Source organism: Mesorhizobium sp. CNPSo 4689, assembly GCF_057784325.1.
On record NZ_JBWLUZ010000003.1, the window covers coordinates 91581 to 111052 of the forward strand.

Genomic DNA, 19472 nt, shown 5'->3' on the forward strand with positions numbered 1-19472 from the left:
TACATGAGGTTAGGCACACCGAACTGTCACGGCACAAATGGAAGCAATAGCCTACCTGGCTGCGGAATTGGCTGATCTGATAGGCACGCTGTTTGGAGACTGGTTGCGCAAATCCAGGGCCGGCAGGTTGGTGATCGGCATGCTGATCGCCATCGTGGTTTTTTACTACCTTCTTTGGCTGCTAGATCGCTTCCCCTTTTAAGAGCCTTGGCGTGTCGCCTGAAAGCCCCGATGCCTGGCGGATGAAGAAGTCCTTGAGCTTGGGCATGCGTTCGACGAGGCCGAGGCCGATGTCGCGGACAGTGCGCAGCGGACCGATGTCGTTCGAAAACAGCCGGTTCAGCACATCGGTGGTGATGCCCATCTGCACGGTGTCGAAGCGCCGCCACTGCTGGTAGCGTTCGAGCACGTCGAGCGCGCCGATGTCCTGTCCCAGGCGGTCGGCCTCGACCACCACTTCGGCAAGCGCGGCCACATCCTTGAAGCCGAGGTTGAGGCCCTGGCCGGCGATCGGGTGGATGCCGTGGGCGGCATCGCCGGCTAAAGCGATGCGCGGCGCGACGAAGGCGCGGGCGAGCGTCAGGCCAAGCGGCCAGGCGCGCGGCTTGTCGGCTACGTGGATCGCGCCGAGCTTGAGGCCGAAACGCTGTTCGAGCTCGTGCTCGAAGACGAGGTCGTCGCCGTCGACCAGTTTCTGTGCGTCCTCGGAGCGTTCGACCCAGACGATCGACGAGCGGTTGGTGCCGCTGCCGTCCGGCTTGAGCGGCAATGTGGCGAAGGGGCCGGCGGGCAGAAAATGTTCCTCGGCGCGACCATTGTGCGGGCGCTCATGCGCCACGGTGCAGACGATGCCGGACTGGCCGTATTCCCACTTCACCGTCTTGATGCCGGCCATGTCGCGCAGTTTCGAATTGACGCCATCGGCGGCGACCAGCAGCCGCGCCTTCAGCGTCGCGCCGTCGGCCAGATGCACGGTGATGCCGGCGCCATCGGTGTCGAAGGCGCTGACGGCGAGACCCTCGATGATGTCGATGCCGAGTTTCTCGGCGCGCCGGCGGAGCGCACCGTTCAGATCCCTGTTGGCGACCATATGCGCGAAAGGCTCGCCGGGCGCCACCTCGCCGTCGAAGGTGAGAAACACCGGACGCACCGGATCGGACGCGCGCGAATCGGTGATGATCATGTCGGTGATCGCCTGCGCCTCCGGCGCGATTTCGTTCCAGACCTGAAGCTGTTCCAGCATGCGGCAGGCGGCCGCCGCGATCGCCGAGGCGCGGCCGTCTCTTTGCCAGACGCCGGCGGGCGCGGCGTCGACCACGGCGACGGCGAGGCTGGGACGTGCCTGTTTCAGCGCCACGGCGCTGGCCAGGCCGACATAGCCGGCGCCGGCGACCAGCACGTCGAGCGAGGCCCGGGTTTTCGCATCCGCCTTGCGGTCAACCATGACAAATTCCTTTCGTGGCCCTGGCCCTTGCCGGCCATGTCCGGCCATTCGGCCTTGACTGGCCGTCATTCCTGTCGGAAACCGCCATAACACTTCCGCGGATGGAGCGCGAAACATGACAGCGGCCATGGACGAGCTTCTCGGCATTCTCGACCTCGAGCAGCTGGAACACAACCTGTACCGTGGTCGCAGCCCCAAGCTCGACTGGCAGCGCGTCTTCGGCGGCCAGACCATCGCCCAGGCGCTGGTCGCTGCCCAGCGCACGGTCGAGCCCGAGCGCCATGTGCATTCGCTGCACGGCTATTTCATGCGGCCGGGCGACACCACGGTGCCGATCGTCTACGAGGTCGATCGCATCCGTGACGGCGGCTCCTTCACCACGCGCCGCGTGGTCGCAATCCAGCACGGCCAGGCGATTTTCTCGCTGGAAGCCTCGTTCCAGCAGGATGAGGTCGGTCTCGAGCACCAGGTGCCGATGCCGCAGGACGTGCCGGCGCCCGACAGCCTGCTGTCGCAGCGCGAGTTGCTGGGCAAGTTCGGCGAGGCGGTTCCGGAAGGCATCAAACGCTACTGGGACCGCGACCGGCCGATCGAGATGAAGCCGGTGATGCTGAAGCATTATACGAGCCGGGAAAAGCTAGAGCCGGAGCAGAACATCTGGATCCGCACCACCGGGCCTGTGCCGGCCGACCGCGCCACGCAGGCGGCGGTGCTCGCCTATCTCTCCGACATGACGCTGCTCGACACCTCGACCTTCGCGCATGGCCGCGCCATCTTCGACCGTGACATCCAGGCGGCCAGCCTCGACCACGCCATGTGGTTCCACCGCAGCCATCCGCTCGACGACTGGATCCTCTACACGCAGGACAGTCCGTCGACTCAAGGCTCGCGCGGCTTTACGCGCGGCTCGCTGTTTGCCCGCGACGGCACGCTGATCGCCTCCGTTGCCCAGGAAGGGCTGATCCGGCTCAAGCGGTGAGCAGGACAGGAAAGCGGCCGTACCCGCTTCGGCCTGTCAAATAGGCATTTTCAAAAAATTGCCTATTTTTTAATCAGTGACAATACCGTGACTGTGCACGACTTGCCGTTCTGCGGCCTTCAATCTCTTTGTTTACAATAGGTTAACAGGCTGCTTCGGCAATTGGCACGGAGCTTGAATCCTAGCGGGCACTCTCCGGCTCTCATTGGGATCGGCGAAGTCGTGCAAACGCGGGGGACCCGCAACAGCAAAGGGTGAAACCTTATGAAAATCGTGATGGCTATCATCAAGCCGTTCAAGCTCGACGAGGTGCGCGAGGCGCTCACCGCAGTCGGCATCCAGGGCCTGACCGTCACCGAAGTCAAAGGCTACGGGCGTCAAAAGGGACATACGGAAATCTATCGCGGGGCGGAATACGCGGTCAGCTTCCTGCCGAAGATCAAGATCGAAGTCGCGGTCGCTCTCGACATGGTCGACAAGGCCGTCGAAGCCATCACGGCGGCGGCCAAGACCGGCCAGATCGGTGACGGCAAGATCTTCGTTTTCGGCATCGACCAGGCCGTTCGCATCCGTACCGGCGAAACAGACACAGACGCGCTTTGAGCAGCGAGCACGTATTCCAATGGAGAGTTCAATGAATATACCTTCCACCTTGAAGTCGGCGGCGCGCTCCGCGCTGCTGGGCTCGTTCGCGCTCGGAGCATTGGGCACGGTCGCCGCGCTGGCGCAGGAAGCGGCCCCCGCCGTCGCCGCAGCCGCGCCGGCAGCCCCCGCTTTCACCGTCGACAAGGGCGACACCACGTGGATGATGATTTCCACCGTGCTGGTGCTGTTGATGACCATTCCCGGCCTTGCCCTTTTCTATGGCGGCCTGGTTCGTGCCAAGAACATGCTGTCGGTGCTGATGCAGGTCTTCACCATCACCTGCGTGGTCATGATCATCTGGGTCTTCTACGGCTACAGCCTCGCCTTCACCGCCGGCAACGCCTTCATCGGCGGTCTGTCCAAAGCGTTTCTCTCCGGTGTCAGCGTATCGACGCTGTCGGAAACCTTCACCAAGGGCGTCGCCATTCCTGAACTGGTGTTCGTCGTCTTCCAGATGACCTTCGCCTGCATCACGCCCGCGCTGATCGTCGGCGCCTTCGCCGAACGCGTCAAATTCTCGGCTGTGATCCTTTTCGTCATCCTCTGGGTCACGTTCGTCTACTTCCCGATCGCGCATATGGTCTGGTTCTGGGGCGGCCCGAGCGCCTATTCCGACCCGTCCGGGCTGATCTTCAGCTTCGGCGCCATCGACTTCGCCGGCGGCACGGTCGTTCACATCAATGCGGGCATCGCCGGCCTCGTCGGCGCGCTGATGATCGGCAAGCGCATCGGCTACAAGAAGGACATCATGGCGCCGCACTCGATGACGCTGACCATGGTTGGTGCTTCACTGCTGTGGGTCGGCTGGTTCGGCTTCAACGCCGGTTCGAACCTCGAGGCGAACGCCTACGCGGTGCTCGCCATGATCAACACCTTCGTCGCCACGGCGGCGGCGGCTGTGACCTGGGCCGTGCTTGAATCGCTGCTGCGCGGCAAGGCGTCCATGCTGGGCATTGCTTCCGGCGCGGTGACCGGCCTCGTCGCCGTCACGCCGGCTGCCGGCTTTGCCGGACCGATGGGCGCGATCGTGCTCGGCATCGTCGCCACCTTCGTCTGCTATTTCTTCGTCTCGGTGGTGAAGAACACGTTCGACTATGACGACAGCCTCGATGTCTTCGGCGTCCATTGTGTCGGCGGCATCATCGGCGCGCTCGGTACCGGCATCCTGGTCAACCCCGCACTCGGCGGCGCCGGCATCGTCGACTATTCGACGGCCGACTTCGCCGCCGGCTATGCCGGAACGGCCACCCAGTTACTGGCGCAGGGCAAAGGCGTGCTGGTGACCGTGCTCTGGTCGGGCATCGGCAGCGCCATCCTCTACAAGATCGTCGACATGATCGTCGGTCTGCGTCCGTCGGCCGACGCAGAGCGCGAAGGCCTCGATCTCACCTCGCATGGCGAAGCGGCCTATCACTCGTAAGCTTCACCAGTGCCGGGCGGCTTGCACCGCCCGCATCCTCCCATCCCGTCGTGACGCTCCCGAAAAGGGCTCACGCATTGAGGCCCGGACCTGTTCCGGGCCTCTTTTTTGTCCGGAAATGCGTGCGGCCATCCCGGCGGCCCGATCACTATCAGTTGATCGGGCGCGTCTTCAGGCTTCCGGCCTGAAACATCCGGCATGCCGGTTCCGAACTGGGGTGGCGATCGTCGCTTGGGCGTTCGCGAAAAACAGGGAAGGAAACCCATCTCATGAATATCAGGAACATCTGCCTTGGAGCGCTTGCTCTTTCCATGGTCAGCGGCGTGTCGTTCGCCGGTGCTCTCGACTCGCCGGACAACATGGCGCCGTTCTTTACCGACAGCGGCATGAAGGCCATGAAGCCCAAGGCCGAGTTCAAGGCGGCCTGGGACTCGATGGCCAAGGACAAGCAGGACGCGATGATGAAGGAATGCCAGGATGCGGCGATGAGCAAGCCGTATGCCGAATTCTGCGCCAATTTGCAGGCGCTCGGCGGCGCCAACTGAGATGGCAAGGATCAGGCCCACGCGAACCTGATCTTTCCAAGCAAGCGATGGCGGGCTCGCGGGTCCGCCATTTTTGTTGGTATGGATCCGGCCCGCCAAGCATCAAGTGAATGTGATTCAGAGTGATTCCACAGGCGCATCGTTTGTCGGCTAGCTTGCGCCTCGATCCCACCCCCGGATCAGCGGAGGGCCAAATCCCACTTTTGCCCTCCTCAAGAAAGGCCTCGCTGGCTCCGGCTCGCGAGGCTTTTTTGCGTCGACCCGTCCGGCTCGGCAAGGCGGGCGTCGGCAGGCATCCGCAACTCACGGTATCGGGTATTGGTCGCCTCAACTTCTTATAGTTAATGCGGCCTTAACCTTCCCACCGATAGTCTGGCATCCGAATCTGCCGGAGTGCGTGTTGCGCCCGGCCAGTCCATGACAGACGGGGAACGAGGCATGCGTTCAGGGGCTTCAGCACCGCTCGCGCTGACCGATACGGGGCACGGCATCCAGGCATTCGCACGGCGCCAGGTCGGCCGGCTGGTCGGCGTCACCCTGTTCGTGTTCGTTGCCTTCGGCATCGCCAGCCTCGCCACCTGGAACGTCGCGGATCCGAGCTTTTCCCACGCCACCGCCAACATCGTCACCAACGCCATGGGCTATACGGGCGCGGTCTTTTCCGACCTTGCCATGCAGTTCTTCGGTCTTGCCGCCGTTGCTGCCCTGGTGCCGGCGGTGATCTGGGGCTACCTGCTGTTTTCCGCGCGCGGCGTCGACAGGCTACCGAAGCGGGGGCTCACCTGGTTCGGCTTCGCGCTGCTCGCGGCGGCGATCGCCGGCTGCGTGACGCCGCCCAAGACCTGGCCGCTGCCGACCGGGCTCGGCGGCGTGTTCGGCGACATGGTGCTGAAGATCCCCGGCCTGGTCATCGGCGGCTATCCGACCGGTCTCTTCGCCAGTGTGCTCGCCGTGCTGCTTGCCGCGCCGGCGCTGTGGCTGTTCGCCTATAGCTCGGCGCTGATCGCACGCAAGAACGGCTTCGCCGTGCTCGAGCCGGCTGCCGCGCCCGATCCGCGAGAGGACGACCTGCTCTTCGACAATGACGAGGATGAGGGCGACGAAGGCATATTGGCGCTCGGCGCAATTACTCATTGGTGGCTCTCGTTCCGCGCGTGGATGCATCGCCGCGCCGTGCGCCGCCAGCTGGAGCGGGACGAGTTCGAGCCGGAGATGGAGCCGCGTGCCAGTGCCTGGCGGCGCGCCGCCGAACGCGTCGAATCGGCCGAGTATGCCGAGGCGCGGATGAGCCCGGGCGGCCGCGCCCGGGTTGAGCCGGAATTCTTCGCAGCCATGGTCAACGACCGCAGCGTTTCCGTCGACCCCGACGATGACGACGTCTTCGACAATGACGACGACGCCGACATGGACTTCGCCGCCGACGAGCCGGTCCAGCGCCGCGCCGCGCCGAACGCCAAGGTGCAGAACTTCCGCTCCGATGCCGCGACCCGTGTCGAGGCACCGGCGCCGCGTCCGGTGGCCGGCGCCCGCGTCCAGCGCGAGGCGCAGACCTCGCTGATCGGCTCGGAAACATTCGAAATGCCGTCACTGCATTTCCTGTCCGAACCGAAGAACGTCGTGCGCGACGCCAGCCTGTCGAAGGACGCGCTGGAGCAGAATGCCCGCCTTCTCGAGGGCGTGCTGGAGGATTTCGGCGTCAAGGGCGAGATCATCCATGTCCGTCCCGGCCCGGTCGTCACGCTCTACGAGCTTGAACCCGCGCCCGGCATCAAATCCTCGCGCGTCATCGGCCTGTCCGACGACATCGCCCGTTCGATGAGCGCTATCGCCTGCCGCGTCGCCGTCGTGCCCGGCCGCAATGCCATCGGCATCGAACTGCCCAACGCCAAGCGCGAGACGGTGTACCTGCGCGAAATCATGGCCAGCCGCGATTTCGAGACCACCAAGGCCAAGCTGGCGCTGGCGCTCGGCAAGACCATCAATGGCGAGGCTGTCATCGTCGACATAGCCAAGATGCCGCACGTGCTGGTCGCAGGCACCACCGGCTCCGGCAAGTCGGTCGCCATCAACACCATGATCCTGTCGCTGCTCTACCGGCTGACGCCGCAGGACTGCCGGTTGATCATGATCGACCCCAAGATGCTCGAACTCTCGGTCTATGACGGCATCCCGCATCTTTTGACGCCCGTCGTCACCGATCCGAAGAAGGCGGTGGTGGCGCTGAAATGGACCGTGCGCGAGATGGAGGACCGCTACCGCAAGATGTCGAAGGTCGGCGTGCGCAACATCGACGGCTTCAACGCGCGCGTCCAGCAGGCGGAGAAGAAGGGCGAGAAGATTTCGCGCACCGTGCAGACCGGCTTCGACCGCCAGACCGGCGAGGCGATCTACGAGACGGAGAATCTCGATCTCGAGCCGATGCCCTACATCGTCGTCATCATCGACGAGATGGCCGACCTGATGATGGTCGCCGGCAAGGACATTGAAGGTGCCGTGCAACGCCTGGCGCAGATGGCGCGTGCCGCCGGCATCCATGTCATCATGGCCACGCAGCGCCCATCCGTCGACGTCATCACCGGCACGATCAAGGCCAATTTCCCGACCCGCATCTCCTTCCAGGTGACGTCGAAGATCGACAGCCGCACCATTCTGGGCGAGCAGGGCGCCGAGCAGCTGCTCGGCATGGGCGACATGCTCTACATGGCCGGCGGCGGCCGCATCCAGCGCGTGCACGGGCCCTTCGTCTCGGACGACGAGGTCGAGAAGATCGTCGCCCATCTGAAGCTGCAGGGCGTGCCTGAATATCTCGACGCCATCACCGAGGACGATGGCGAGGACGACGACGACGAGCCGTCCGGCAAGGGCGGGTCCGGCGGCGGCGGTGGCGGCAATTTCGAGGATTCCGACGATCCCTACGACCAGGCGGTGGCCGTGGTGCTGCGCGACGGCAAGGCCTCGACCAGCTACATCCAGCGCCGGCTCGGCATCGGCTACAACCGCGCCGCCTCGATCATCGAGAAGATGGAGAAGGAAGGCATTGTCGGTCCGGCCAACCACGCCGGCAAGCGCGAGATCCTGGTACCGACGGAGGACGACAAGTTCTGATGCGCTGGCAGGCGCTGCGCAGCGCCTGGCAGCAACCTTTGAACCTTCTGGCGCGTTGAAGCGACTGAGCGCTGTCCGACCCGCCAAACTTAAGCCTAACTGGGGGTCCACGGACTGCTACACCATACGCAACAGACGAAAGTGACCGGCATGAAAAACTTGATTTTCGCCAACAGCGATTTTGCCCCAACCCGCCGTCAGGTGCTTGGCCTTGGCATGGTCCTTGCGGGTGCCGCGGCCATAAACGTCGTGCCCGGTTTCCAGCTGCTGGCGTCGGCGCAAGCGGCTGTTCCGCCGGCGGCGCAGAAGATCGCCGACCATTTTTCGTCCGTCAAATCGATGTCTGGCGAATTCGTGCAGTTCGGGCCGAAGGGCGAGCAGACCGGCGGCAAGTTCTTCCTGGAACGTCCAGGCAAGATCCGCTTCAACTATGACGGATCGTCGAATTTCCGGGTGATTTCCGACGGCAAATCGGTAGTCATCCTCAACAAGAAGCTGAAGACGTCAGACCTCTATCCGCTGTCGAAGACGCCGCTGAAGCTGTTGCTCGACGACAGGATCGACCTCTCCGGCAACCGCGTAAAAAGCGTCAAGGAAGAGGACGACCTCACCACGATCCAGCTCTCCGACAAATCCGTGTTCGGCAATGCGAGGATCACCATGATGTTCGATCCGAAGTCCTACGAACTGCGCCAGTGGACCATCACCGACGCGCAGGGCAAGGACACGACGGTGATGATCTTCAACGTCAAGGAAGGCGTCAGCTTCGCCCCCGACACCTTCGCCATCGACTATACGGCGAACCGCGAACTGAACACGAAGACGCGGTAGGGTCCGCTCATATTCAGGTGATGCCGGCCTGACCTGAATCTCGGCGAACCCCGACCGCAGCCTGAGCCGGGGCTTCAAGCACGGCCCGGCTTGTCTTTGCCGGCGGCGGCTGGCAGGGTCCGGGGACTGACACTTTCAAAAAAGGCGTCATTTCCCGTCAGAGCCGGTCCGGCTGTGGCGGGTCTTGCGCTGTCCCGGATCCTTCGCATGCCCTTTTCCGTCGCCACCTGGAACATCAACTCCGTTCGCTTGCGCATGCCGATCGTCGAGCGCCTGCTTATTGAGCAGGCCCCCGACGTGCTCTGCCTGCAGGAGACGAAAGTTCCCGACGAATTGTTTCCCGAGAAGGCCTTCCGCAAGCTTGGCTACGAGCACATCGCCTTCCACGGCCAGAAGGGCTACCACGGCGTCGCGACGGTGGCGCGGCGGCCGATCGCGGTGGTCGAGAAACGGCGCTTCTGCGAGATCGACGACAGCCGGCATCTGTCGGTTACCGTGCGGGCCGGCGGCAAGGCGATCCTGCTGCACAATTTCTATGTGCCTGCCGGTGGTGACGAACCCGACCCGGAGATCAACCGCAAGTTCAGGCACAAGCTCGACTTTGTCGCCGAGATGAACGCCATCCGCGCCGAGCACGACGAGGTGTCCGGCTCGATCCTGGTCGGCGACCTCAACATCGCGCCACTCGAGCACGATGTCTGGTCGCACAAGCAGTTGCTCAAAGTCGTCAGCCACACGCCGGTAGAGACGGAAAGCTTCGAGGCGATGCGGCGTGCCGGCAACTGGGTCGACCTGATGAGGCTCAACGTGCCGCAGGAACTAAAGCTCTACACCTGGTGGAGCTATCGCGCGCAGGACTGGGAGGCATCGGATCGCGGCCGCCGGCTCGACCATGTCTGGTCGTCGCCGAACCTGGTGGCAAATTTTGCCGGCTATGAAATCCTGCGCCCGGCACGTGGCTGGGAGCGACCGTCGGACCATGTGCCGGTCATTGCGCGATTTGATTTAGAATAGGCGTGGTCGGCGCGTAGTCGAACCTACTCCGTAAATCGCGGCGCCAGCTCTTCGATACGGCGGATCAACGCCTGAAAATCCTCCAGGATGCGCTGATGCAGTTGCACCGCGATCTCGGGATATTCTTCCAGGATGCGGTGGAACATCTTGCGGCTCAAGCGCAGCACTTCCGAATCGATCTCGGCGGAAGCGCTGGTCAATCGGTTGGTGTCGGCAATCAGCGCCAGCTCGCTCAACATGGTGCCCGGACCGACCGTGTTGATGGGGATGCGGTCGCCATTCTGCTCGCGATAGAGCACGATGCGGCCGCTGACCACGATATAGGCCGAATCGGCCACGTCGTCCTCGCGGTAGAGCTTGTGGTTCGCCTGCAGCAGCGTGGTTTCGGCGCCGAAGGCGAGCAGGCGCAGCTGTTCCTGCGTGAAGCCCTCGAAGAGCCTCACGGCGGACAGGATGCGGATGTCGTCATCCAGCGCCATCTAGCTATGTCCCCGAGCGGTCAGTCCAATCCCTCCCTTAGAGCGCCGCATCCCATTGGACGCGCAAAGGACGCTCTAACATCTTGAATCTACGCATCATGCCTTCCAAAAATCGATTCCGATCTTTGGCCGATGCGTTTCGGAGTCGATCCTACCACCCTCCAGCATCAGGATCGCACCCGAAAGCGGTCCCGCCCGACCGCCCATTGGATCATGAAAAGTTTAAGGAACCAGCTTGTAGCCGCCGCTTTCTGTCACAAGAATTTCGGCATTGGAAGGATCGCGCTCGATCTTCTGGCGCAGACGGTAGACGTGGGTTTCCAGCGTGTGCGTGGTGACGCCGGAATTGTAACCCCAGACCTCTTCCAGCAGCACGTCGCGCGTCACCACCTTCTGGTCGGCGCGGTAAAGATATTTGATGATCGAGGCCTCCTTTTCGGTCAGCCGCACCTTGGCGCCGCGCTGGTCGATCAGGAGCTTCTGGCTCGGCTTGAAAGTGTAGGGACCGACCGAGAAGGTAGCGTCCTCGCTCTGCTCGTGCTGGCGCAACTGGGCGCGGACGCGGGCAAGCAGCACCGCGAAGCGGAACGGCTTGGTCACATAGTCGTTGGCGCCAGCCTCGAGACCGAGAATCGTGTCGGAATCGGTATCGTGCCCGGTCAGCATGATGATGGGCGCCTTGTAGCCGCCCTTGCGCAGGATTTTCACGGCCTCGCGGCCGTCCATGTCGGGCAGGCCGACATCCATGATGAGCAGGTCGACAAGGCCGCCGCGGGCCGCAGCGACGCCTTTTGCGGCCGTTGCTTCCTGCTGGACGTCGAATTCCTCGTAGAGGGCCAGTTGCTCGACGAGAGTGCCGCGCAGGTCGTCATCGTCGTCAACGATCAGAATGGTGCGTGAGGTCATGGATCAATCCGTTGTTTTGAAAAGAAAATTCAGTTGACCGCCCCCCGTTTATGCGGAAGCTGATCGACAGAACAGCCGATCACAGTGATTTGTTCCGTGACACGATCATACAAGAAAAAACGTCCATGCAATGCAGCCGGCGCATTTTTGCCAAAAGGGTTGCGCGTGCTCAGCGTGCGCGCCAGGCCAGGCAACCCTAGCCAGGGGTTTTTGCAGGCCGGCCGCCTGGTGTTTGCCTGCGCCCTGGGGCGCGCCGGCATTTCTGCCAACAAGCGCGAAGGCGACGGCACCACGCCGCTTGGCCCCATGCGGATCCTGTCCGGCTATTTCCGTGGGGATCAGTTTTCCAATGGCCGCAGGACGCGGCTGGCAATGACGCCGATCGGCCCCGATCTCGGCTGGTGCGAGGTGCCGGACGACCGCAACTACAATCGCCCGGTGAAAATCCCCTACGGCGCCAGCCATGAGCGGATGCGGCGTTCCGATCGGCTCTATGACGCCTGCCTGGTGCTTGACTGGAACATTTCGCCGCGGCGGCGCGGGCGCGGCAGCGCCATCTTCTTCCATCTGGCGCGACCCGGCTTCACGCCGACGCAAGGCTGCGTGGCGGTGACGGCCCAAACCATGGCGCGGCTGTTGCCGCTGCTGTCGGATAGGACGGTGGTGAGGGTGGTTCGTTAAGGGCCATTGATATTCAGGTAATGCCGGCCTGCAAACGATGGCTTCCTGCGCTTCCGGTGCTCATGTACTTAAGTACGCTCCGCTCCGGTTCTCGGAAGCCATTCGTTTTCGACTCGGCCTGACCTGAATCTCAACAGCCCTTCGAGCGTATCAATGGTTCGGACGGCGTGGCGGCTGCCAGCCTGTGTCGAGCAGGCCCAACCGGCCAAGCTCCCGGTCCATTGCGCGGGCGACATCCTTCCGTTCGGCGCCGATGTCGCGCAGTTGGCGATCGGAGAGGTCCTCGACATCCTGGTGGGCGATATCCTGGTGGGCGAGGCGTATGGCGACCCTGGCGTGGCGAAGCCAGTCAAGCGCAACGCTGATCCAGCTCGGCCGGGGGGCCCTCAAGGCGATGTGTGACATGGTGTGATCCGTTCTCCGGATGTCAAATCCGGTTTGATGGTGTTTCGATGGTCACATCATGTCGGATTGAAATCTAACGGGGAAACGAGTAGTTCTTGTCTCATCATCAAGTTTTCTTTGAGGATCGAAGCGCCATGATCCCACCTGATCAGGTCTCGCCCTGATGGCCCGCCTGCTGCCGGGAACCCGTGCCTTGAGAACGCTGGAGGCGGCGGCAAGGCACCTCAATTTCACCCGCGCCGCGGATGAGCTCGGGCTGACACCGGCCGCGGTCAGCCATCAGATCAAGGAGATCGAGGACCAGCTCGGACTGGTGCTGTTCACCCGCACCAGCCGCACCATCCGGCTGACGGAAGCAGGTACGGTGCTTTCCGACGCCGCGACCGACGCGCTCGACCTGCTGGGCCGGGCGGTTTCGCGGGCGCAGAAGACGGCGCGCGGAACGGCGCTGCTGAAGATCACGCTGGACGCGCAATTCGCGACGAAATGGCTGATGCGGCGCGTCGATGATTTTCGCCGGCAGCGGCCTGGCATCGAGCTGCGCTTCGACATCTCCTATGAAGTGCGCGACTTCGACCGCGACGACGTCGATATCGGCATCCGCTTCGGCACCGGCAAATATCCGGGACTATGCGCCGACCGACTGTTCGAGAACATCATCACTCCGGTCTGCAGCCCGGCCCTGCTGCGCTCCGGGCCGCCGCTCAAGGAGCCGCGCGACCTGTTCCAGCACACGCTCGCCCATATCGTATGGTCGCGCCAGGGCGTCACCTGGCCGAACTGGCGCATGTGGATGGCGGCGGCGGGCGTCGATGATTTCGACGACAGCCGGACCATCGTTTTCGGCAGCTCATCGGATGCGGTGCAGGCAGCGCTCGACGGCAATGCGGTGGCGCTCGCCGATTTCGCCATGGTGGCCAATGATCTGTCGGAAGGCCGGCTGGTGCGGCCGTTCGCACTGGGCATCAAGGTCGCGCCCGAATTCGCCTACTTCCTGGTCTATCCGGTCGGATCCGCGAATGACGCCAGGATCGTGGCCTTCAAGGACTGGATCCTGGACGAGGTCCACAAGCCGCAGCCGGACCCGACACGCCGGAGTTGGGACGAGCTTTAGATTGCGCCAGCCGCCATGCGGTCGGGGGGTGCGCTCAGCCGGCAACGACCGGCGCACCGAACCAGCCGATCACCGCGCCGATGAGAAGCAGCACGCCGAGCCAGTGACCGGTGTCGATGAGGGTCAGGTCCCAGCCAAATCCTTCATAGCGGTGGTTGACCGACAGCGTCGTTGCGACGAAGCCCAGCCACAGCACGAAGCCGAAGACCAGTCCGGCGACCAGGGTCGGTTCGCCGCCGGTCATCGCGCCGATGACAAGGGCCATAACCAGAGCCATGATCAGTTCGGCGATGAAGGAGATGATGAAGGGCAGCAGCGAGCGTTTCATCGTCGCCGGGTCGAGCTTGGCGGCCTTCAGCCACGGCTTGCTCAAGCCCATGTACCACGCGGCGCCGAACAGCCACGCCACCACGGCGGCGACGATCACCGCCAGCCAGTTCACTGCCGAAAAATCCATGGTCCCCCCCTCCGTATGCAAGTCGCCCAAAGTGCGCAGCTGCTTCGGGACAACGACATGCATATTCTTAGATGCGCGATGGAACGCCTGTTCGGCGGCGGCGTCAAGCAAGGCGCCAGACGGTCGTGCGCTTGACCTCGGCATCCTCCAGCGCGCGTGTCACCGGCACTTCGTAGACGCCAAGCGGCTCCAGGCCCGTCCTGGGCAGATAGGAGCGGCCGGGATCGCCGATCAGGATTTCCGCGTCGCGCGCCTTCAGCGCCGCGAACCATGGCATCATCTTGTCGGCGAAGGGCTTGTCGTAGAAGACGTCGCCGGCAAGAACCACATCCCAGCCTTCATCAGTGCCGATGCAGTCTGTACCGAAGAATTCCACCTCGACCTGATTGGCTTCTGTATTGAGGGCAATCGCCGTCGCGCAGAACGGGTCGACGTCGGCGGCGATCACCGCGGCCGCGCCGGCCTTCGCAGCCGCGATGGCGACAAGGCCCGAGCCGGAGGCGAAGTCGAGCACGCGCTTGCCGCGTACCGTGGCCGGATGGTCAAGCACGTAGCGGGCGAGACCTTGGCCACCGGCCCAGGCGAAGGCCCAGAAGGGCGGCGGCAGGCCGATCGCCGCCAGTTCATCCTCAGTGCGCAGCCACAGATCATGCGCCTCGTCGGCTAGGTGAAGGAGAATCTCGGGCACGTGCGGTGGCGCCATCAGCGCCGTATTGTCGAGGATGAATCTTCTGGCGCTGTTCGGCGTGAGTATCGTCACGGAGCGGGCGTCAGCCCGCCCATGCGACAGACTTCCTTCCATTCGGCCGGCGTCACCGGCTGCACGGAAAGCCGCCCGAGCCGGACCAGCGCCATTTCGGCGAGCTTGGGATTGGCCTTGACCTCTTCCAGCGTCGGCGGGTTCGGCACGTCCTTGACGGCGCGGATGTCGACGCATTCCCAACGCGGATCGTCGGTGGTGCTGTCCGGATGTGCCAGGGCGCAGACCTCGGCGATGCCGACCACGTTCAGCCCCTCATTGGAATGGTAGAAGAAGCCGAGATCGCCGATCTGCATCGCCTTCATGTTGTTGCGCGCCGCGTAGTTGCGCACGCCGTCCCACTGCGTGCCGGCCTTGCCCTTGGCCTTCAGCGCCTCGAAGGAGAACACCGAAGGTTCGGATTTGAACAGCCAGTAGTTCATGATTTTGCTCCTCCGTTCGGCCTGCAATCAACTAGCCGCCGGCTTGTTGAAGGTCCAGTTCCACTGGCGGATTTCGACGCTCTCGAACAGGCCGGCCTTGGCATAGGGGTCCGCCGCCGACAGCCTCTCGGCGCCGGCCAGGTCCGGGGCTTCGACCACGACGAGGCTGCCGTCCGGCTTGCCGTCGGCATCGAGGAACGGACCGGCGAAGGCGAGCTTCTTGTCGCCGTTCAGCCCTTCCAGGAAGGCGATATGCTCGGGCCGCGTATCGAGGCGCACCTGCAGGCTGCCCGGCTTGTCCTTGCAAATCAACGCAAACAGCATCTTTTTCAGCTCCGGTTTGTTCGAGACTTACATGTCGGTTTCGGTCTTCAGCGGCCGCGTCATCAGCGCCGACACAGCCTGTCGGACTGTAACCGTGCCGTCCAGTATGGCAGCGATGGCGGTGATGATCGGCGCATCGATGCCGCGCTCCGCGGCGATGCGGGCGGCTATTGCCGCTGTCGGCACGCCTTCGGCCAGTGGCAAACCGGCAAGCGGCTTGCCTTGACCCAGCGCCAGCCCATAGGCGAAGTTGCGCGACTGCGCCGATGAGCAGGTCAGCAAGAGGTCGCCGAGGCCCGAAAGCCCCATCAGCGTCTCCGGCTTGGCGCCGAAGGCCGCACCGATGCGGCGCAGTTCGACGAAGCCGCGCGTCACCATGGCAGCTTGGGCGCTGGCGCCGAGGCTGGCACCGGTGACCGCGCCGGCGGCAATGGCAAAGACATTCTTCAGCGCGCCGCCGATCTCGACGCCGACGAGGTCGTCGCTCGAGTAGCAGCGCAGGTTCTCGGCCGAAAAGCGGGCGGCAAGGTCGGCGGCCAGATCAGCGTCGCGGGCCGCGACCACCACAGCCGTCGGCAGTCCACGCGCGACGTCAGTGGCAAAACTCGGGCCGGACAGAGCGGCAACCGGATTCTTGGGAAGGATGTTCTCGACGATCGCGGACAGCAGCGCACCGGTGTCGCGTTCGATGCCCTTGGCGCAGAGAACCAGCGGCACGTCCTTCGGCACATGGTTCTTTGCGGCGGCCAGCATGGTGCGCAGAGCCTGCGCCGGGGTCACGGCCAGCACGCAGTCGGTGCCGTCGAGCGCGGCCCTGATGTCACTGGTCGCCACGATGCCGGGCTCGATCGCAATACCCGGCAGATAGCGCGGATTTTCGCCGCGGTCGATCGCGGCGACGGTCTCGGGGTCGCGCGCATAGAGGCGGACGAAATGGCCGGCGCGCAGCATTGCCAGCGCCAGCGCGGTACCCCAGGCACCGCCGCCGAGCACGGCAACGCGCCAGCCGCTTGGCGCCATATCCTCGCCGCCGATCATGCCCCCCTCGATCATGCCTTTGCCCCGCGCCGGCCCGAGCCGACCATCGGCGCCGAGATGCTGTCCAGCGGCCAGCGCGAGCGCGGCACGAAATCGGCGGCGTTTTCCTCAGCCATACCGGCGCGCAGCCGTTCGAGGCCGGCCCAGGCGATCATTGCCGCATTGTCCGTGCAGAGCTTCAGCGGCGGCGCGACAAATCGAAAGCCGGCCTCTGCGCACAGTTTCTCCAGCGTCGCCTTGATCGTGACGTTGGCGGCAACGCCGCCGGCAACGACCAGCGCCGGGTCCGCCTTGCCCGGGAATTCCTGGCGGAACCGGTTCAGCGCCCGCCCGACACGATCGCCCAGTGCGTCCGCCACTGCCGCCTGGAAGGAGGCGCAGATGTCGGCGACATCCTCATCGCTCAACGGGGCGATGGCCGTCGCCGCCTGGCGCACGGCGGTCTTGAGGCCGGAGAAGGAAAAGTCAGGCTGCGCCGAGCCTTTCATCGGACGCGGAAAGGCAAAGCGTGCGGCATTGCCTGACGCCGCCGCCTTCTCGACATTGGGGCCGCCGGGATAGGGCAGGCCGAGCATCTTTGCCGTCTTGTCGAAGGCTTCGCCCAGCGCATCGTCGATCGTCGTCGCCCAGCGCTGGTAGTCACCGACGCGGCGCACGGCGACGATCTGGGTATGACCGCCGGAAACCAGCAGCAGCAGATAAGGGAAGTCGAGCCCGTCGGTCAGCCGTGCCGTCAGAGCATGGCCCTCGAGATGGTTGATGGCAATCAGCGGCTTGTTCGCGGCGGCGGCAATCGCCTTGGCGGTCATCAAACCGACGATCAGCCCGCCGACGAGGCCGGGGCCGGCGGTGGCAGCGATCGCATCGATATCGCCGAGCGCCATGCCCGAATCGGCAAGGGCGGCCTCGATGATGCCGTCCAGCGCCTCGACATGGGCACGCGCGGCGATCTCCGGCACGACGCCGCCGAAGGCGGCATGCTCCTCGATCTGGCTGAGCACGATGTTGGACAGGATTTCGGGCGCGGACGTGCCGTCGAGCGCCACCACGCTGGCGGCGGTCTCGTCGCAACTCGTCTCAATGCCTAGAACGCGGATCAATTCGTCACGGTCCTCGAAGATTGTATCGCCAGGCGTTCCCCGTTAGGAGAAAACCCGGCAAGACCTCGCTTGCCCGGGGGTTATCACGGACCGCGCGCCATGCAAACAACCTTGAAAATTGGAACACGCGGCAGCCCGCTGGCGCTGGCCCAGGCGCATGAAACGCGGGCGCGGCTGATGGCGGCGCACGGCCTGCCGGAGGCAGCGTTCGAGGTGGTCGTCATCTCGACCAGCGGCGACCGCATCCAGGACCGGCCGCTGTCGGAAGCCGGCGGCAAGGGGTTGTTCACCAAGGAGATCGAGGAAGCGCTTTTGGCACGCCGCATCGACATCGCCGTGCATTCGTCGAAGGACATGCCGACGCTGTTGCCGGACGGGCTGGAGCTGTCCGCTTTCCTGCCGCGCGAGGACGCGCGCGACGCTTTCATTGGCAAGGCGGCGAGGAGGATTGCCGATCTGCCGCAAGGCGCGAAGGTCGGCTCGTCCTCGCTCCGGCGCCAGGCGCTGATCCGGCGCATGCGCCCGGATCTCGACGTGGTGATGTTCCGCGGCAATGTGCAGACGCGGCTTCGCAAGCTGGACGAGGGCGTCGCCGACGGCACCATTCTGGCCTATGCCGGGCTGAAACGGCTCGGGCTCGAACACGTCGTCACCGATTTGATGCCGCTGGACATCTTCCCGCCGGCGCCAGGGCAAGGCGCGATCTGCATCGAAAGTCGCATCGACGACCGTGACGTGGAAAAGATGCTGATGGCCATCCATGATGTACCGACCGGACAGGCGCTGGCCTGCGAGCGCGCTTTTCTCGCGGCGCTCGACGGCTCCTGCCGCACGCCGATCGCCGGCCACGCGACGATATCAGGCGAAACGCTCTCCTTCGTCGGACTGATCATCTCGCCTGACGGCACCGCCTCGCATGAGGTCAGGCTGGACGGTCCGGCACAGGACGCCGCCCGGATCGGCGCGGACGCCGCCAGGACGGTGCGGGCCAGGGCCGGCGAAACATTCTTCGACGGCTGGGCCTGACATGGTCCGCGTCCTGGTGACGAGGCCGGAACCCGGCGCCTCGCGCACGATGCGGCGGCTGCAGGACATGGGTTTTCAGCCGATCCTGCTGCCATTGACCGAGACCGTGCCGCTGCCGGTCGCCGCCGGCGCCGCCGCAATGGATGCAGCGGCCGTCGCGGTCACCAGCGCCAACGCGGTGCGTCATGCGCCGAAAGAACTGATCGCGGCGCTCGCCGGCCTGCCCTGTCATGCCGTCGGCAACAGGACGGCGCATGCGGCGCGCAAGGCAGGTTTCCTGTCGGTCGGCGAAGGTCCGGGCGATGCCACCGCGCTGGCCGACGCGATCGTTGCCGGCTATTCGGCAGGGACGATCGTCTATCTCGCCGGACGCGTGCGCTTTCCGGCCTTCAAGGAGCGGCTCATGGCAGCCGGCGTCAGGGTCCGCGCCATCGAGACCTACGACACGCTTGCGCTGGATTATTCCGACGCGGACCTGCTTGCGCGCCTGTCCAGCCGGCCGGTCGAAGCCGTTCTGCTCTATTCTGCCAAGGCGGCAGCGGCGACGGAGACCCTGATCCGGCGGCCCGCTTTGCGTGATCTTTTTGAAAAGACCACATTTTTCGCTCTGTCGGGACGTATTGCCGCAGCCTTCGAAAGCATCGCCGGGTCAAGGATCGAGATCGCGCCGGAACCGCAGGAGGAGGCGCTGCTGGAGCTGTTGCGAGCTTGGCGCTGAACCCGCGTCATCACACCGCCCCTTTTCACCGCTTGGTGATGTGCTAGAGCATCCTTAAC

Annotated in this window: 21 protein-coding genes; 11 read left to right on the top strand and 10 right to left on the bottom strand. The window is 64.3% G+C overall.

The window, feature by feature from the left end; genetic code table 11:
- Window positions 1-181: 181 nt before the first annotated feature.
- Window positions 182-1444: a ubiquinone biosynthesis hydroxylase gene (locus tag AC04SI_RS05470; RefSeq protein WP_404278490.1), complete on the bottom strand. Its 1263-nt coding sequence runs from the start codon at window positions 1442-1444 to the stop codon at window positions 182-184.
- A 115-nt stretch (window positions 1445-1559) separates the two neighbouring features.
- Between AC04SI_RS05470 and tesB the strand changes: the two genes are divergently transcribed.
- The 7 genes from tesB (at window position 1560) to AC04SI_RS05505 (ending at window position 9983) form a co-directional block, all read left to right on the top strand.
- Window positions 1560-2423 carry an acyl-CoA thioesterase II gene (gene tesB, locus AC04SI_RS05475; protein WP_006206119.1) on the top strand — a complete coding sequence of 288 codons (864 nt, stop codon included), beginning with the start codon at window positions 1560-1562 and terminating at the stop codon, window positions 2421-2423.
- Between the two features lie 264 nt (window positions 2424-2687).
- Window positions 2688-3026, top strand: coding sequence for a P-II family nitrogen regulator (locus AC04SI_RS05480; protein ID WP_006201125.1), 339 nt, complete (start codon window positions 2688-2690; stop codon window positions 3024-3026).
- 31 nt (window positions 3027-3057) lie between these two features.
- Entirely contained in the window at window positions 3058-4488 is a 1431-nt protein-coding gene (locus AC04SI_RS05485; RefSeq protein ID WP_404278493.1) for an ammonium transporter, read from the top strand.
- A gap of 269 nt (window positions 4489-4757) precedes the next feature.
- Window positions 4758-5033 carry a hypothetical protein gene (locus tag AC04SI_RS05490; RefSeq protein WP_404278495.1) on the top strand — a complete coding sequence of 92 codons (276 nt, stop codon included), beginning with the start codon at window positions 4758-4760 and terminating at the stop codon, window positions 5031-5033.
- Window positions 5034-5471: 438 nt separating this feature from the next.
- Complete coding sequence (locus tag AC04SI_RS05495) at window positions 5472-8138, top strand: FtsK/SpoIIIE family DNA translocase (protein ID WP_488473989.1); 2667 nt, start codon at window positions 5472-5474, stop codon at window positions 8136-8138.
- A gap of 150 nt (window positions 8139-8288) precedes the next feature.
- Window positions 8289-8969, top strand: a complete 681-nt coding sequence (locus AC04SI_RS05500) for an outer membrane lipoprotein carrier protein LolA (protein WP_192181867.1) — start codon at window positions 8289-8291, stop codon at window positions 8967-8969.
- Between the two features lie 207 nt (window positions 8970-9176).
- Complete coding sequence (locus AC04SI_RS05505; RefSeq protein WP_404278499.1) at window positions 9177-9983, top strand: exodeoxyribonuclease III; 807 nt, start codon at window positions 9177-9179, stop codon at window positions 9981-9983.
- 23 nt (window positions 9984-10006) lie between these two features.
- Here AC04SI_RS05505 and AC04SI_RS05510 read toward each other — a convergent pair whose 3' ends face one another.
- Window positions 10007-10462: a cyclic nucleotide-binding domain-containing protein gene (locus tag AC04SI_RS05510; protein ID WP_404278501.1), complete on the bottom strand. Its 456-nt coding sequence runs from the start codon at window positions 10460-10462 to the stop codon at window positions 10007-10009.
- A gap of 222 nt (window positions 10463-10684) precedes the next feature.
- Window positions 10685-11368, bottom strand: a complete 684-nt coding sequence (locus AC04SI_RS05515) for a response regulator transcription factor (protein WP_006201134.1) — start codon at window positions 11366-11368, stop codon at window positions 10685-10687.
- A 147-nt stretch (window positions 11369-11515) separates the two neighbouring features.
- On the opposite strand from AC04SI_RS05515, the gene AC04SI_RS05520 reads away from it, so the two are divergent.
- Window positions 11516-12049, top strand: a complete 534-nt coding sequence (locus tag AC04SI_RS05520) for a L,D-transpeptidase family protein (RefSeq protein WP_404278504.1) — start codon at window positions 11516-11518, stop codon at window positions 12047-12049.
- Window positions 12050-12199: 150 nt separating this feature from the next.
- Here AC04SI_RS05520 and AC04SI_RS05525 read toward each other — a convergent pair whose 3' ends face one another.
- Entirely contained in the window at window positions 12200-12454 is a 255-nt protein-coding gene (locus AC04SI_RS05525) for a hypothetical protein (protein WP_488473990.1), read from the bottom strand.
- A 163-nt stretch (window positions 12455-12617) separates the two neighbouring features.
- Here AC04SI_RS05525 and gcvA point away from each other — a divergent pair, with 163 nt between their 5' ends.
- The gene (gene gcvA / locus AC04SI_RS05530; protein ID WP_404278508.1) at window positions 12618-13568 is read left to right on the top strand and encodes a transcriptional regulator GcvA; all 951 of its coding nucleotides are present in this window, start codon (window positions 12618-12620) and stop codon (window positions 13566-13568) included.
- Window positions 13569-13602: 34 nt separating this feature from the next.
- On the opposite strand, the gene AC04SI_RS05535 is transcribed toward gcvA, so the two are convergent.
- From AC04SI_RS05535 to tsaD, 6 genes are all read right to left on the bottom strand, one after another.
- Window positions 13603-14025 carry a DUF1761 domain-containing protein gene (locus AC04SI_RS05535; protein WP_404278511.1) on the bottom strand — a complete coding sequence of 141 codons (423 nt, stop codon included), beginning with the start codon at window positions 14023-14025 and terminating at the stop codon, window positions 13603-13605.
- A gap of 103 nt (window positions 14026-14128) precedes the next feature.
- Window positions 14129-14827 carry a class I SAM-dependent methyltransferase gene (locus AC04SI_RS05540; protein WP_404278513.1) on the bottom strand — a complete coding sequence of 233 codons (699 nt, stop codon included), beginning with the start codon at window positions 14825-14827 and terminating at the stop codon, window positions 14129-14131.
- The gene (locus AC04SI_RS05545; protein WP_404278515.1) at window positions 14782-15207 is read right to left on the bottom strand and encodes an EVE domain-containing protein; all 426 of its coding nucleotides are present in this window, start codon (window positions 15205-15207) and stop codon (window positions 14782-14784) included. Before AC04SI_RS05545 ends, AC04SI_RS05540 begins: the two co-directional genes overlap by 46 nt.
- Before the next feature lie 27 nt (window positions 15208-15234).
- Window positions 15235-15531: a YciI-like protein gene (locus AC04SI_RS05550; RefSeq protein ID WP_404278517.1), complete on the bottom strand. Its 297-nt coding sequence runs from the start codon at window positions 15529-15531 to the stop codon at window positions 15235-15237.
- A gap of 27 nt (window positions 15532-15558) precedes the next feature.
- The gene (locus tag AC04SI_RS05555) at window positions 15559-16584 is read right to left on the bottom strand and encodes an NAD(P)H-dependent glycerol-3-phosphate dehydrogenase (RefSeq protein WP_404278519.1); all 1026 of its coding nucleotides are present in this window, start codon (window positions 16582-16584) and stop codon (window positions 15559-15561) included.
- Window positions 16581-17666, bottom strand: a complete 1086-nt coding sequence (tsaD, locus tag AC04SI_RS05560; RefSeq protein WP_404278770.1) for a tRNA (adenosine(37)-N6)-threonylcarbamoyltransferase complex transferase subunit TsaD — start codon at window positions 17664-17666, stop codon at window positions 16581-16583. The genes AC04SI_RS05555 and tsaD overlap by 4 nt, the downstream gene beginning before the upstream one ends.
- Before the next feature lie 102 nt (window positions 17667-17768).
- Between tsaD and hemC the strand changes: the two genes are divergently transcribed.
- Both hemC and AC04SI_RS05570 read left to right on the top strand, forming a co-directional pair.
- The gene (gene hemC / locus AC04SI_RS05565) at window positions 17769-18695 is read left to right on the top strand and encodes a hydroxymethylbilane synthase (protein ID WP_404278521.1); all 927 of its coding nucleotides are present in this window, start codon (window positions 17769-17771) and stop codon (window positions 18693-18695) included.
- 1 nt (window position 18696) lies between these two features.
- The gene (locus AC04SI_RS05570) at window positions 18697-19413 is read left to right on the top strand and encodes a uroporphyrinogen-III synthase (protein ID WP_404278523.1); all 717 of its coding nucleotides are present in this window, start codon (window positions 18697-18699) and stop codon (window positions 19411-19413) included.
- Window positions 19414-19472 lie beyond the last annotated feature (59 nt).

Coding starts and splice junctions, on each gene's coding strand:
- AC04SI_RS05470 (WP_404278490.1), bottom strand. CDS start 1,444: ATGGTTGACCGCAAGGCGGATGCGAAAACCCGGGCCTCGCTCGACGTG.
- tesB (WP_006206119.1), top strand. CDS start 1,560: ATGACAGCGGCCATGGACGAGCTTCTCGGCATTCTCGACCTCGAGCAG.
- AC04SI_RS05480 (WP_006201125.1), top strand. CDS start 2,688: ATGAAAATCGTGATGGCTATCATCAAGCCGTTCAAGCTCGACGAGGTG.
- AC04SI_RS05485 (WP_404278493.1), top strand. CDS start 3,058: ATGAATATACCTTCCACCTTGAAGTCGGCGGCGCGCTCCGCGCTGCTG.
- AC04SI_RS05490 (WP_404278495.1), top strand. CDS start 4,758: ATGAATATCAGGAACATCTGCCTTGGAGCGCTTGCTCTTTCCATGGTC.
- AC04SI_RS05495 (WP_488473989.1), top strand. CDS start 5,472: ATGCGTTCAGGGGCTTCAGCACCGCTCGCGCTGACCGATACGGGGCAC.
- AC04SI_RS05500 (WP_192181867.1), top strand. CDS start 8,289: ATGAAAAACTTGATTTTCGCCAACAGCGATTTTGCCCCAACCCGCCGT.
- AC04SI_RS05505 (WP_404278499.1), top strand. CDS start 9,177: ATGCCCTTTTCCGTCGCCACCTGGAACATCAACTCCGTTCGCTTGCGC.
- AC04SI_RS05510 (WP_404278501.1), bottom strand. CDS start 10,462: ATGGCGCTGGATGACGACATCCGCATCCTGTCCGCCGTGAGGCTCTTC.
- AC04SI_RS05515 (WP_006201134.1), bottom strand. CDS start 11,368: ATGACCTCACGCACCATTCTGATCGTTGACGACGATGACGACCTGCGC.
- AC04SI_RS05525 (WP_488473990.1), bottom strand. CDS start 12,454: ATGTCACACATCGCCTTGAGGGCCCCCCGGCCGAGCTGGATCAGCGTT.
- gcvA (WP_404278508.1), top strand. CDS start 12,618: ATGGCCCGCCTGCTGCCGGGAACCCGTGCCTTGAGAACGCTGGAGGCG.
- AC04SI_RS05535 (WP_404278511.1), bottom strand. CDS start 14,025: ATGGATTTTTCGGCAGTGAACTGGCTGGCGGTGATCGTCGCCGCCGTG.
- AC04SI_RS05540 (WP_404278513.1), bottom strand. CDS start 14,827: ATGGAAGGAAGTCTGTCGCATGGGCGGGCTGACGCCCGCTCCGTGACG.
- AC04SI_RS05545 (WP_404278515.1), bottom strand. CDS start 15,207: ATGAACTACTGGCTGTTCAAATCCGAACCTTCGGTGTTCTCCTTCGAG.
- AC04SI_RS05550 (WP_404278517.1), bottom strand. CDS start 15,531: ATGCTGTTTGCGTTGATTTGCAAGGACAAGCCGGGCAGCCTGCAGGTG.
- AC04SI_RS05555 (WP_404278519.1), bottom strand. CDS start 16,584: ATGATCGAGGGGGGCATGATCGGCGGCGAGGATATGGCGCCAAGCGGC.
- hemC (WP_404278521.1), top strand. CDS start 17,769: ATGCAAACAACCTTGAAAATTGGAACACGCGGCAGCCCGCTGGCGCTG.
- AC04SI_RS05570 (WP_404278523.1), top strand. CDS start 18,697: ATGGTCCGCGTCCTGGTGACGAGGCCGGAACCCGGCGCCTCGCGCACG.